Annotated in this window: 12 protein-coding genes; all 12 read right to left on the reverse strand. The window is 72.5% G+C overall.

The window, feature by feature from the left end; genetic code table 11:
* Positions 1–79: 79 nt before the first annotated feature.
* The 12 genes from hutI to ACTOQ2_RS05890 all read right to left on the reverse strand — a co-directional run bounded on the left by hutI (position 80) and on the right by ACTOQ2_RS05890 (position 13,149).
* Positions 80–1,252: an imidazolonepropionase gene (hutI, locus tag ACTOQ2_RS05835; protein WP_440098690.1), complete on the reverse strand. Its 1,173-nt coding sequence runs from the start codon at positions 1,250–1,252 to the stop codon at positions 80–82.
* On the reverse strand, positions 1,249–2,610 hold the full coding sequence (locus ACTOQ2_RS05840) for a formimidoylglutamate deiminase (protein WP_440098691.1): 1,362 nt from the start codon (positions 2,608–2,610) through the stop codon (positions 1,249–1,251). Before ACTOQ2_RS05840 ends, hutI begins: the two co-directional genes overlap by 4 nt.
* A complete protein-coding gene (locus ACTOQ2_RS05845; protein WP_440099071.1) occupies positions 2,598–3,809 on the reverse strand; it encodes an allantoate amidohydrolase in 1,212 nt (403 codons plus the stop codon). Before ACTOQ2_RS05845 ends, ACTOQ2_RS05840 begins: the two co-directional genes overlap by 13 nt.
* 125 nt (positions 3,810–3,934) lie before the next feature.
* On the reverse strand, positions 3,935–4,621 hold the full coding sequence (locus ACTOQ2_RS05850) for an SDR family oxidoreductase (RefSeq protein ID WP_440098692.1): 687 nt from the start codon (positions 4,619–4,621) through the stop codon (positions 3,935–3,937).
* Positions 4,622–4,750: 129 nt separating this feature from the next.
* Entirely contained in the window at positions 4,751–5,575 is an 825-nt protein-coding gene (locus ACTOQ2_RS05855) for a MurR/RpiR family transcriptional regulator (RefSeq protein ID WP_440098693.1), read from the reverse strand.
* A 302-nt stretch (positions 5,576–5,877) separates the two neighbouring features.
* Positions 5,878–7,533 (reverse strand): urocanate hydratase, encoded by a 1,656-nt coding sequence (hutU, locus tag ACTOQ2_RS05860; protein WP_440098694.1) that lies wholly within the window; start codon positions 7,531–7,533, stop codon positions 5,878–5,880.
* A gap of 397 nt (positions 7,534–7,930) precedes the next feature.
* On the reverse strand, positions 7,931–9,742 hold the full coding sequence (locus ACTOQ2_RS05865) for an ABC transporter ATP-binding protein (RefSeq protein ID WP_440098695.1): 1,812 nt from the start codon (positions 9,740–9,742) through the stop codon (positions 7,931–7,933).
* A gap of 382 nt (positions 9,743–10,124) precedes the next feature.
* On the reverse strand, positions 10,125–10,313 hold the full coding sequence (locus ACTOQ2_RS05870; RefSeq protein ID WP_440086932.1) for a hypothetical protein: 189 nt from the start codon (positions 10,311–10,313) through the stop codon (positions 10,125–10,127).
* 130 nt (positions 10,314–10,443) lie between these two features.
* Positions 10,444–11,130 (reverse strand): nucleotidyl transferase AbiEii/AbiGii toxin family protein, encoded by a 687-nt coding sequence (locus ACTOQ2_RS05875; protein WP_440098696.1) that lies wholly within the window; start codon positions 11,128–11,130, stop codon positions 10,444–10,446.
* Complete coding sequence (locus ACTOQ2_RS05880; RefSeq protein WP_440098697.1) at positions 11,127–11,567, reverse strand: hypothetical protein; 441 nt, start codon at positions 11,565–11,567, stop codon at positions 11,127–11,129. The genes ACTOQ2_RS05875 and ACTOQ2_RS05880 overlap by 4 nt, the downstream gene beginning before the upstream one ends.
* A 49-nt stretch (positions 11,568–11,616) precedes the next feature.
* A complete protein-coding gene (locus ACTOQ2_RS05885; protein ID WP_440098698.1) occupies positions 11,617–12,369 on the reverse strand; it encodes a hypothetical protein in 753 nt (250 codons plus the stop codon).
* A 60-nt stretch (positions 12,370–12,429) separates the two neighbouring features.
* Positions 12,430–13,149 carry a FadR/GntR family transcriptional regulator gene (locus ACTOQ2_RS05890; protein ID WP_440098700.1) on the reverse strand — a complete coding sequence of 240 codons (720 nt, stop codon included), beginning with the start codon at positions 13,147–13,149 and terminating at the stop codon, positions 12,430–12,432.
* Between the last annotated feature and the right edge of the window lie 3 nt (positions 13,150–13,152).

Raw genomic sequence — 13,152 nt, forward strand, 5'->3', positions numbered from 1 at the left:
GAATGGTTTGGATTTCCTCCTCAAGGAGGAGGTTTCCTGACGTGCCGCCAAGGCCCGCAACTAACCCCCGCAAGGAGGCTCAAACCAGGCGGCGGCCCCGCTTCCACACCTGCGTCACCAGCGGCACCCCCGGCCGGTAGGCGAGATGGACGTACGTGGGTGTGTCAAGAATCACCAGATCCCCGCTGCTTCCCACCCGCAGCGTGCCGACGTCCCCGCGGCGCAGCGCCCTGGCCCCTCCGTGCGTGGCGGCCCTGATCGCCTCCAGCGGCGTCATCCGCATCTCGCGGACCGCCAGCGCCACGCAGAACGGCATGGAGGAGGTGAAGGAGGAGCCGGGGTTGCAGTCGGTGGCCAGCGCGACCGTCACCCCGGCGTCCAGCAGGCGGCGGGCGTCCGGGTAGGGCGAGCGGGTGGAGAACTCCGCGCCGGGCAGCAGGGTGGCCACCACCCCCGACGACGACAGCGCCGAGACGTCGTCGTCGCTCAGGTGGGTGCAGTGGTCGGCGGAGGCCGCGCCCACCTCGGCGGCGATCCGCACCCCCGGCCCCTCGCCCAGCTGGTTGGCGTGGATCCGCGGCAGCAGCCCCGCCTTCACCCCGGCAAGGAGGATCTCCCTGCTCTGGTCGGCGTCGAAGGCCCCGCGCTCGCAGAACACATCGACCCACCGGGCGTGCGGCGCGCAGGCCTCCAGCATCTCCCCGGTGACGGTGCGGACGTACTCGTCGGCCGAGGAGGCGTCGGGGGGGACGACGTGCGCGCCCAGGTAGGTGGTCTCCTCGGTGAACCCCCGCGCGATCTCCAGTGACCGGCGCTCGTCGTCGACCGTGAGGCCGTAGCCGCTCTTGATCTCGACCGTGGTCGTCCCCTGGGCGAGCATCTCGGCGACCAGGGTGGCGGTGCGCGTCACGAGCTCGGCGTCGGAGGCGGCGCGGGTGGCCGACACCGTCGTACGGATGCCTCCCGCCGTGTACGGGCGGCCCGCCATGCGGGCGGCGAACTCGGCCGTGCGGTCACCCGCGAAGACGAGGTGGGCGTGGCTGTCGACGAAGCCCGGGATCACGCAGCGCCCGTCCACGTCCACCCGCTCGTCGGCGCACGGAGCCGCGCCGGCGGGCCCTGCCCACACCACCTCGCCGCCCTCGACGACGAGCGCCGCGTTCTCGATCTCCTCCCGCGCCGGGTCGCCCGTGTAGAGCAGGCCGATGCGGTCGAAAAGGGTGCTCGTCACCGGCCGGTCCTCGCTCGTCATACCGACTTCTCCTCTCGCGCCTCGGCGATCGCCTCGGCGAGCATGGTGCCCACGTCGCCGAGGGCGTGCCTGCCGTCGACGACCACGTGGCGCCCGCCGGACACCACGGAGTGCACGTCGGCGGCCGTGGCGGCGAAGATCACGGTCTCGGCCAGGTGCGCCGGGGCGGCTCCGGCCGTGCGGACCGAGTCGAGGCGCACCGACACCAGGTCCGCCCACGCGCCGGGGACGAGCATGCCCGCGCAGGCGAAGCCGAGCGAGTCGTGCCCCGCGGCCGTGGCGGCGTTCAGGAGCTCGGCGGCCGACCAGTGGCCGCGCTGCTCGGTGGCCAGCCGCTCGTCCAGCTCGACCGCGCGGGCCTCCTCGAACAGGTCGACGACCGCGTGGCTGTCCGAGCCGAGCGTGATGGGCGCGCCCGCCTCGAACAGCCTCCTGGCCGGTCCGATGCCGTCGGCGAGGTCGCGTTCGGTCGTCGGGCACATGCACACGCGCGTGCCGGAGGCGCCGAGCAGCGCGACGTCCACGTCCGACAGGTGCGTGGCGTGTACGGCGGTCGAGCGGGGGCCGAGCGCGCCGTGCGCCTCCAGCAGCTGGACCGGGGTCGCGGCGTAGGCATCCACGCAGGCGGCGTTCTCCGCGCGCTGCTCGGAGACGTGGGCGTGCAGCGGGACCCCGTGGTGCCGGGAGAACTCGGCGACCACGGGGATCTGCTCGGCCCTGACCGCGCGGACCGAGTGCACGGCCACGCCGATCTCCACGTCCCGCTCGCCCCGGTAGCCGGCCGCGAGCGCCTCCGCCCGCGCGGCCCACCCGTCGATGTCCCTGTCGCCGAACCGCCGCTGCACACCGCTCAGCGGGGTGCCGACGCCGCCGGTCAGGTAGCAGGCGTCCAGCAGCGCGATGCGCAGCCCCGCCTCCCGCGCGGCCTGGACGAGCGCGTGTCCCATGGCGTTCGGGTCGTCGTACGGCCTGCCGTCCGGCCCGTGGTGCAGGTAGTGGAACTCTCCCACGCAGGTGATCCCGGCCAGCGCCATCTCGGCGAACGTGGCCCTGGCGAGCCTGAGGTAGGAGCCGGGGTCGAGCCTGCCCGCCAGGCCGTACATCTGCTCACGCCAGGTCCAGAAGCTGCCCTTCTCCCGCTGCGTCACCCCGCGCAGGGCGCGGTGGAAGGCGTGGGAGTGCGCGTTGGCCAGCCCGGGGATGGTGAGCCCGGCCAGCCGGACGGCTCCGCCGGGCGGGGCCGCCACGCCGGTGACGATCTCGGCGATCAGGGTGTCCCTGACCCTGACGAGCACCCCCGCGACGACCTCGCCCGGCGGCAGCCAGGCCAGCTCGCACCAGTAGCTCAGCTCCCGCACAGGTCCTCCACAACGGCGGCGAGGGCGGTGACCCCGGCATGGCAGTCGGCCCTGTCCGCGTGTTCCTCCGGAGAATGAGAGATGCCCGTTGGATTACGGACGAACACCATCGCACTGGGCACACCCGCGGACGCCAGGATGCCCGCGTCGTGTCCGGCGCCGGTCGGCAGGACGGGCGCGCCCCCGGCCGCGGCCGCGTTCCCAGCCGCGTTCCCCGCGGCGACCGCGTTCCCGGCGGCGACCGCGACCCGCTCCCGCAGGACCGCGTCGAAGTCGACGACCGGGGTCCACGACTCGACGGTCACCTCGGCGCCGGAGAAGTCGGTCAGCTCGTCGACCAGCGCCCTGACCGCGTTCTCGTCGCCGCCCCTGGCGTCCAGCCAGGCACTGACCAGGCCGGGCACGGCGTTGGCGTTGTTGGGTGACACGCGCGTCTTGCCGAAGGTGGCGAGCACGCCGTTGCGCTCGGCGGCCTGGCGGGCGTGCAGGACGGTACGGGCGAAGGGCAGCATCGGGTCGTCGCGGTCGGCCAGGCGGGTGGTGCCCGCGTGGTTGGCCTGGCCGTGGAAGTCGAACCGCCAGCGGCCGTGCGGCCAGATGGCCGAGGCGACGCCGACCTGGGCGTCCCGGTGGACCAGGTCCTGTCCCTGCTCGACGTGGAGTTCGACGAAGACACCGATGTGCCGCAGGGTCTCCTCGTCCCGGCCCAGCCCGCCGGGGTCGCGCCCGGCCCCGCGCAGCACCTCGGCCAGCGAGTCGCCCTCGTCGTCCTTCAGGGCGCGCGCCCTGTCCGGGTCGAGGATCCCGGTCAGCAGGCGCGATCCGACGCAGGGGACGCCGAACCGGGCGCCCTCCTCGTCGGTGAAGCAGGCGATTCCCAGCGGGCGTGCGGGCCGGAAGTCCCTGGCCCGCAGCAGGTCGAGGGCGGCGAAGGCCGACACGACGCCGAGCGGGCCGTCGAAGGCGCCGCCCTGCCGCACCGAGTCGAGGTGACTGCCGGTGACCACGCCGGGCCGGGCCGACGGGTCGCCCCACCAGGCCCACAGGTTGCCGTTGCGGTCCTCTCTCAGGTCGAGGCCGCGCCTGGCGGCCTCCTGCCCGAACCATCGCCGAAGTTCCAGATCCGCGGGCGACCACGCGTCTCGCAGGTAGCCGCGGGTCCGGCCGTCACGTCCGAGGTGCTCTATGGCACCCCACATCTCGTCGAACACCCTCCCATTATGTGAATGGGTTCATTCAATGGCGAGCCCGCCGCACCTTCGGCCCAGTCGCATCCTCGGCCAGCAAGCACGCGCTGCGCGCCCTCGGCCCGGTCGCACCGCTCTCAGTTCGGGGGCCCGGCGGCGGGACGGACGGTGATCTCGGTGATGTGGGCGTCGGAGGACGCGGTCAGGGCCGTCAGCGCCACCCGGGCCACCGAGTCCGGGTCGAGGTAGTTCTCCGGCTGGTAGGGGCCGCCCTCGCTGGCCCGCACCTCGCGCTGCATGTCGGTGGCGACCCGCCCCGGGTAGATCGTGGTGACCTGGAGCTCGGGCTCCTCCAGGCGGAGCCCGTCGGCGAAGGCGCGCAGCGCGTGCTTGCTGGCCGAGTAGGAGATCCAGTTCGGGTTGGCCCGCTGCCCCGCCCCGGAGTTGATCAGCACCACGTGGCCGCGCGCCGCGCGGAGCGCGGGCAGCAGCAGCCGGGTCAGCTCGGCCACCGCGATCACGTTGATCTCCATCGTGCGCCGCCACACCTCGGCCGGGGTCTCCTCGACACGTCCCAGGGTCACCACGCCCGCGCTGTGCACCAGCACGTCGAGCCGGTCGATGCCGGCGACGTCGGCCTCCGTGACGGTGGTGAGCTCCACCGGCCAGGGCCGCGCGCCGGGCAGTTCGGGGATCATCCCGGCCAGCGCCTCGGTGTCGCGGCCGCCGAGCAGCAGGTCGTGCGTGGGAGCCAGGGCGCGGGCGATCGCGGCGCCGACCCCTCTGGAGGCGCCGGTGACCAGCGCGGTAGGGCGTGCGGACATGACAATCACCCTACTCGGGCACTGATTCCCCACTCACCCCGCAACCACCTCACCCGGGACGAAACGTCTCCGGTCCGGGGCGCTCCGGCGTCACCGCCAGAACGTTCTCGCGTGGATGCCCTCGCGCCGTCAGTCGAGCTGCTCGGTGAAGACCCCGGCCTGGTCGGTCATCCGCTCGTACTCCTCCAGCCGGGCCTGCGTGCGCAGCGGTGCCGCGTCGGCCATGGCCTCCACCAGCACCATGGCCAGGGCCAGCGGCGCCGCGTGCGAGTCGAAGACCAGCCGCTCGCCGACGGGGGCGGCCAGCACCACGTCGGCCTCGAAGGGCACGTCCCTCCGGTCGGTGATCACCGCCGTACGCAGGCCGAGGTCGCGGGCGCCCCGCAGGGCCTGCACCGCCTCGGCCGGGTAGCGGGGCAGGATCACCGCGACCAGCCAGCCGGCCCCCGCCCGGCGCGCGGCGTGCAACCCGTCGGCCAGCTCCGAGCCGCCGTGGGTCAGCAGGCGGACGTCGGGGTGGATCCGGCGGGCGAAGTAGGCGAACGTGGTCGCCAGCCCGCTCGACACCCGCAGGCCCAGCACCGGCAGGGGCTCGCAGCCGGCCAGGTTGGCACCCAGCTCCGCGAGGTCGGAGGGGTCGCTCAGCGTGTCGCGCACGCTCCGCAGGTTGTCGATCTCCACGTCGATCGCGGTCTGCAGGTCGTTGGCCCTCGACGGTTTCCTGCCGCCCACGACGAGGGGCCGCAGCGCCTGCCTGAGCTCGGGGTATCCCGCGAAACCGAGGACCACCGCGAACCTCGTCACCGACGGCTGGCTCACCCCGGCCCGGTCGGCCAGCTCCACGCTGGACAGGAAGACGGCCTCGGACAGGTGGTCGCCCAGGTAGCGCGCGATCCGCCGCTGGACGGGCGACAGCCGTCGCCCCTCCAGAAGCCGATCGAGTCCGTCACCCACGCCCCCTCCAACCGCTCGAAGGCCCACGCGATTCCCTCCCCCGTCCCGCCCCGATGTCGTTCATACACCCGTGCGGGAGGAAGCGAGCGGCGCCCGGAGGAATCACGCCCCGGAATCGGGAGACGGCACGGCGCACGGGAGCCGGGACGGGGGCCAGGACGCCGATCGGCACGGGACCAAGACGCGGATCGGGACGCGGACCGTACGGGCCAGGGCGCGGACCCGACGGGGACCGGGACGCGGATCGACGCACGTACGGCGCGGTCACGACCCGCGTGCCCCCGGTCAGGACCCGCGCCCGGTCAGGACTCGCGCATCGGGATGCGCACGCCTCGCTCCTCGGCCACGGTGACGGCCTCGTCGTACCCGGCGTCGACGTGCCGGATGACCCCCGTGCCCGGGTCGTTGGTGAGGACCCGGTTGAGCTTCTCGGCGCCGAGCCTGGTGCCGTCGGCCACGGTGACCTGCCCGGCGTGGATGGAACGGCCGATGCCGACGCCGCCGCCGTGGTGGATGGAGACCCACGCGGCGCCGGAGGCGACGTTGAGCATGGCGTTCAGCAGCGGCCAGTCGGCGATCGCGTCGGAGCCGTCGGCCATGCCCTCGGTCTCCCGGTACGGGCTCGCGACACTGCCGCAGTCGAGGTGGTCGCGGCCGATCACCAGCGGGGCCTCGATCTCCCCCGAGGCCACCATGTCGTTGAACCGCTCCCCGGCCAGGTGACGCTCGCCGTACCCGAGCCAGCAGATGCGGGCGGGCAGTCCCTGGAAGTGGACCTTCTCCCCGGCCAGCCGGATCCACCTGGCGAGCGGCTCGTTGTCGGGGAACAGCTCCAGGATCGCGCGGTCGGTCTTGGCGATGTCGGAGGCGGCGCCGGACAGCGCGGCCCAGCGGAACGGGCCCTTGCCCTCGGAGAACAGCGGCCGGATGTAGGCGGGCACGAAACCGGGGAAGTCGAACGCGCGGGTGTAGCCCGCGAGCTGGGCCTCGCCCCGGATCGAGTTGCCGTAGTCGAAGACCTCGGCTCCGGCGTCCTGGAAACCGACCATGGCCTCCACGTGGGCGGCCATGGCCTCGCGGGCCCTGCGGGTGAAGCCCGCCGGGTCCTTCTCCCGCTCGTCGGCCATGTCCTCGAAGGCCACGCCGATCGGCAGGTACATCAGCGGGTCGTGGGCGGACGTCTGGTCGGTGACGACGTCGATCTCGGCGCCCCTGCGCAGCAACTCGGGCACGACCTCGGCCGCGTTGCCCTCGACGCCGATGCTCAGCGGCCTGCGCTGGTCGCGGGCCTCGTACGCCAGGCGCAGCGCCTCGTCGAGGCCGGCGGCGCGGACGTCCAGATAGCGGTGCTCGATCCGCCGGTCGATCGACCTGGGGTCGCAGTCGACGCAGATCGCCACGCCGCCGTTCATGGTCACGGCCAGCGGCTGGGCGCCGCCCATGCCGCCGAGCCCGGCGGTCAGCGTGATCGTCCCGGCGAGGCTCCCGCCGAACCGCTTGGCGGCCACGGCCCCGAAGGTCTCGTAGGTGCCCTGCAGGATGCCCTGGGTGCCGATGTAGATCCAGGAGCCGGCCGTCATCTGCCCGTACATGGTCAGCCCGGCGGCCTCCAGGCGCCGGAACTCCTCCCAGTTGGCCCAGTCGGGCACCAGGTTGGAGTTGGCGATGAGCACCCGGGGGGCCCACTCGTGGGTGCGGAACACCCCGACGGGGCGGCCCGACTGCACCAGCAGCGTCTCGTCGCCCTCCAGGGTGGTCAGGGTACGGGTGATCGCGTCGAAGGAGCGCCAGTCGCGGGCGGCCTTGCCCGAGCCGCCGTAGACGACGAGCTGTTCCGGATGCTCGGCGACCTCGGGATCGAGATTGTTCTGGATCATGCGGAGCGCCGCCTCCTGCGGCCACCCCTTGGCGGTGAGCGTGGTACCGCGCGGCGCGCGCACGATCCGGCTGCCGGACATGCCCGACCTCCCCCTCAGGAATGAATGAACGTATTCATATTTGGTCACCCGGAGGCTACAGGTCAACCCGAAAAAGGGGGTGCCGCGGGCAGCACGCCCGCGACACCCCGGTGGTGGCCGTAACGATCGTCACGCCCCGGGTCCTCGTCCCGCACGGACGGGACCGGGTGATCGAATGCGGCGAGCGCCCGATGGGCGCTCCGATGCGAAGGAGAGGCTTCGCACAGGCGGGGATTCCCGATTCACCGGACAGCGAATCAGCCCCCCGGCCCACTGTCCGAATTATTCCTTTATGGGCGATATGAATTTACGCAACCGAGCCAGTGACCGCAGGACCAGGTGGGCAACGGGAACCGCGGCCGGTGGCTCCGGCGGAGGCCGGAACCGGGGTGCGACCCTAGGTGGGCAGCAGGAACTGGGTGGTGGCCAGCTCGCGGTAGAGGGCGTCGTCGGCGAGCAGCTCGTCGTGGGTGCCCACGGCCCGCACCCGGCCCGCCTCCATCACCACGATCCGGTCGGCCCCCGCCACGGTGGAGAGGCGATGGGCGATCACCAGCACGGTCGTCTCCGCCGCCACCTCCGCGATCACCTCGCGGAGCCGCAGCTCGTTGACCGCGTCGAGCTGGGAGGTGGCCTCGTCGAGCAGCAGGAGCCGGGGGCTGCGCAGCAGGGCGCGGGCGATGGCGACCCGCTGGCGCTCGCCGCCGGAGAGCATGATCCCCCGATGGCCGACCCGGGTCTCCAGCCCCTCGGGAAGCCGGGAGACCAGGTCCTCCAGCCGGGTGCGGGCGAGGACCCGCCAGATGTCGGCCTCGTCCACGCCCGGCGCGGCGAAGACGAGGTTCTCCCTGAGCGTCCCGTCCAGCACCGGCGCGTCCTGCTCGACGTAGCCGAGGCAGGCGCGCAGCTCGGCGAGCGGCCAGTCCGCGATGTCGCGGCCGTCGATCGTGATCGTCCCCGCCCGCTGCTCGTAGAACCGCTCCAGCAGGGCGAAGACGGTGGACTTGCCCGCCCCCGAGGGCCCCACCAGGGCGGTCAGCCCGCCCGCGAGCACCTCGAAGGAGACGTCGTCGTGGACGACCGGCCTGTCGTCGCCGTAGCGGAAGGCGACGCCCTCGAAGACGACCCCGGCCGGGGCCCTGCCGACCTCGTACACCGCGCTGTCCGCCTTCTCGGCGGGCAGTTCCTCGATCTCGCGGATCCGCTTCACCGCGGCCAGGCCGTTCTGCACCTGGGTGAAACCGTTGACCAGCTGGCCGATGGGGGCGACCAGGTAGAACAGGTACAGCAGGAAGGCGATCAGCGAGGAGACCTCCAGCGAGCCCGAGGAGACCCGCGCACCGCCCACGCCGAGCACGGCCACGAAGGCCAGCTGCGCGGACACCCACGCCGAGACACCGGCGATCGAGGTCAGCCACGCGACGGCGATCCCGCGGTCGCGCGCCTCTCGGGCCGCCTCACCCACCGCGGCGATCTCCCGCTCCTCGGCGCCGCTGGCCTTGACCGTGCGGAACGCCTGGAGCACCCGGTCGAGGACCGCGCCCATCTCGCCGACCGCGACCTGCGCCTGCATCGAGGCGCGCTGGATGCGGGGCATGATCAGGCTGACGAACCCGCCGACCACGACCAGCACTCCCAGCGTGATGAGCAGCAGCACCCCGTCGATGACCGCCATCATCACCACGGCGCCCACGAGCATGAACAGTGAGCTGACCGTCTCGACCACGCCGTTGGTGAACACCGCCCGCAGCAGCGTGGTGTCGGAGGTCACCCGGGACATCAGGTCACCCGGCTTGAGCCGGTCGACCTCGGACACCCGCAGCCGTAGCATCCGGTCGACCAGGGTACGGCGGGCGGAGAAGACGATGCCCTCGCCCATCCGTTCCAGCACGTAACTGCCCAGCGCGCCGATGGCCGCGCCCAGGAGCACGGCGGCGGTCAGTCCGAGCACCGGGCCGAGCAGGGAGCGCTGCTCGCCGAAGGCGTCGATGACCGTCTTGGCCAGGAGCGGCATCGCCAGCCCGGCCAGCGAGCCGACGAGGCTGAGTACCCCGCCCAGCAGCAGCGCCCTGCGGTGGGGCCTGATGTACGCGACCAGCAACCGCCAGGACGCGGTCCCGGGCCGCGCGTCCCCCTGCCCCGTGTCGTCCCTGTCCCCTGGCCCGGTGTCCCCTGGCCCCGTGTCCCCCGGCACTGTTTCGTCCGGCAATGCGACCCCCGGCAATGTCATCCTCTCCGAAGCGACGTGGACGGCCTCCGGCCGCTTTTCCTGTCTACCGCGCATGAGCCCATCTCGAGCGTCTCGCCCTGTTTCGTCGGCAAAAAACCGATGCCGTCAACATAAGTTGACGGCATCGGCGTTGTCAATCCAGGTTGACCTCAAGGGGTGCACGGAGTGCGGGAAAGGGGGAGCCCGCGCGGTCGCGGGAGAGGCGAGGGGGAACGGGGGGACAAGGGGGCACAGGGGCCAGGGGCACAGGGGCACGGGGCGCCTCGGGGCGGTCCGTCACATGCCGGTGTCCCGCCGACGCGGAGTCGGCTCCGAGGAGCCCGTCGGCGGGACACCGGTGGCCGGTGTGGCTGTGCGGGGGTCAGCGGCGGCGGGCGCCGTATTCCTTGCGCATCTCCGCGACGGTGTCCAGGATCTCGTCCTGGGTCTTCAGAAGCTTCGCCTCGGCCTCCTCAGTCCTGGCCTCGGCCACCTTCCGGCGGTTGCCCGTCCGGCCGGCGAGCTTCAGCTTGGCCCTGGCCTTCATTTCGCGCAGGTTGAGCTTCTCCATGAGACCCATGATCAGCACCCTTCAGCAGAGAGGACCGTCAACTGCCCGGCGGGCGGCCGAGTATGCGTCACAGGAGTTTTCCCGCCTCTCTCGGGCCCCCGGCCTCACCACCGGCCCGCTTCCGGCTTCCTCAGTCGGGGTCGGGGACGTCGTCGTATTCGACGTCGCCCTCCTCGGCGCGGCGCAGGCCGATGTCCTCCACCCAGGCGCAGGCGAACCGGCGGATCTCCATGATCTGCTCGCCGTCCACGCCGTAGGCCTCGAAGTCCTCGTCGGCGATCAGGTCGACGAACTCCAGCCGCATCACCAGCTCGGCGAGCGAGAACTCCTCGTTGTGCAGGCGGGCGAGGTGTTCGAGCTCGCGGAAGCCGTACAGGTGGGAGACCGAGGCGATGTCGATGACGTCGCGAGCGAGGCTGCGCTCGTGCAGGGCCCGCATCTTCAGGCCGACCGCGTCGTCCAGGGAGACGACGGAGACGTCGCCGACGATCACGGGCTGCCGCTGGAACGCCTCCCTGAGCAGGTCGAACTCGCAGCTCTGCTCGGTCACCGGGTCGCTGACCACGAGGCGGCCCATCCGGAGCGTCACCTCCGTCAGGGTGACCTCCAGCCCGGCCTCCCTGAACGCCTCGGCCATTCCCTCGGCGACCTCGGGCAGCGGCGTCTCCGCGGCGGTGGCGAAGTCGAGGTCGTTGCTCGGGCGTTCGGTGAGGCCGTGCGCGTTCATCGCGTAACCGCCCGCCAGGACCAGCCCGAACCGGGTGCAGGCGGGCAGCGCGGCCTCCAGCATCCGCTGCTGGAAGGGAGGCAGGATCATCGTTCCCACCCCGGCGTCACGGCGCCCGCCCCGGTGTCACGGCCCGCCGCGGTTTCCCCTACGGCGTCACGCCCGCCCCCGGTCTCCGTCCCGGCGTCACGGCCCGCGCCGGCGTCGGGCCGCCACCCCAGGGCGGCGATCTTGGTTTCCCAGGCCCTCCGGTAACTCGGCCCGATGCCCCGGCGCAGGGTCGGCCAGTCGGCCACGAGGAGCTCGGCGTTCAGATACGACTCGGCGTCGGACCGGCCACCGCCGGTGATGACCGTACGGTAGAGGCTCATCCGCAGCAGCGGGTTCACCAGGTCGAACTCGGTGAGCCCGGACCAGCCGAGGTGCACGGGCAGGGCGACCGTCCCCGTCGCCGGGCCGCGCAGGTCGGCCAGCGATTCGGGGACGCGCTGCTCCACGCCGTCCCATCGGGACGGAAGCGTACTCACGTCCCCCAGTATGCCCGCCATTCGCCCGAGGTCCACGGGGCGCGCGGGCTCAGAGGCGGGAACGGCGGCGGGTGGAGGGGAGGTCGTGGCGGCCGGAGAGGAACTCCTGGAAGGCGATCTTGCCGCGGATCACCGGGCGGCGCCAGCGCTCCTCGCGGCCCTCGGCCCTGGCCATCTTGCGGGGCTGCGGGCGCCGGGAGTCCGGGGCGAAGAACCAGTGTGCCCAGGGCGATCCCGGGCGGGCCAGCCGCACCGCGCCGGGCACCAGGAGGATCGGGACGAACAGTCCGGCGAGCCCCGTCCAGATCTTGCCCTTGAGCAGCGTGATCACGGCGAGCGCGAGGTTGGTCACGATGAAACCGACCGTCAGCAACGTGCCGCGGGGTTCGCTGTCGTAGTCCTCCCAGCCGAGGGGGCGCAGGCCGAGCAGGAGCAGGGCGGTGATCGCGACGGCGATGAACACGGCGTCGACCGACGCGCGCCCCTCCTCCTCCCAGTAGACGTCGTGCAGGTGCAGGATCAGCGCGAACTCGTCCAGGATCAGGGCGGCTCCGGCGCCGAAGACGGCGGCCGTCACCGCGTACCAGCCCTCGGAGACGCCCGAGACGACGAGACCGGACACCCCGCCGAGCAGGGTCAGCACCACCCCGAAGACCACGTGGTGGATGTGCATCTCACCGATGTTGACGTTGCCGAACCAGCCGATCTTGGCCCGGATGAGCCGGACGTTGATCCTGGTGAGCAGGAAGACGACGATCAGCGCGACGAAGAAACAGAACAGCGGCAGCCGTCCTGTCTCCATGATTCGCTCTCGGAACAAATCCCCCACCGTCCCCCCAGGCTATGCGAGAGAGCCCTCCCGTCAGGTGAGGAACCCGCGCAGCAGCGCCGCGGTCCCCTCGAGATGCTCGGCCACGGCGCGGCGCGCGCCCTCCGGGTCCCCGGCCAGGATGGCAGTCACGATCGCCTGGTGCTGGACCGCGGCGTGCTCGATGTTGCGCTGGAGCACCGGGATGGCGTTGAGCAGGTCGGTGACCCGGAGCCTGGCGTCGGCGCAGGCCCCGGCGAGCAGGGAGGAGCCGGTCAGCTCGGCGATGGCCAGATGGAAGGCCGTGTCGAGACGGCGGTAGTCGTCGGGCCCGGCCGCGTTGACCTCGCGCAGCCTCTCCCGCAGGGCCTCGCGTCGCTCCTCGGTGAGCGAGGTGGTGGCGAGCACCTGGGCCGCGCCGCACTCGACCGCCATCCTGAAGGTGAGGGCGTCGGACAGGTCGTCGATGCCCATGTCGGCCACGGCCCTGCGCAGGTCGTCCCGGTGCGGGCGGGGCGGGTCGTAGGTGAGGAAGGCGCCGCCGTACCGGCCGCGGCGCACCTCCAGGTAGCCCGCGTCCTGCAGCTCGCGGATGGCCTCGCGCAGGGTGACCCTGCTGATGCCGAGCTGGGCGGCGAGCTCCCGCTCGGGCGGCAGTTTCTCGGCCACCAGCCCCAGTTTGATCACCTGGAGCAGGCGCTCCACGGTCTCCTCGAACGCGTTGCCCGCGCGCACCGGCCGCAGCACGGCGGTCAATCGCGACACCTCGTCCAATTA

It is taken from the genome of Streptosporangium sp. H16 (assembly GCF_051918855.1).
Taxonomy (GTDB): Bacteria; Actinomycetota; Actinomycetes; order Streptosporangiales; family Streptosporangiaceae; genus Streptosporangium.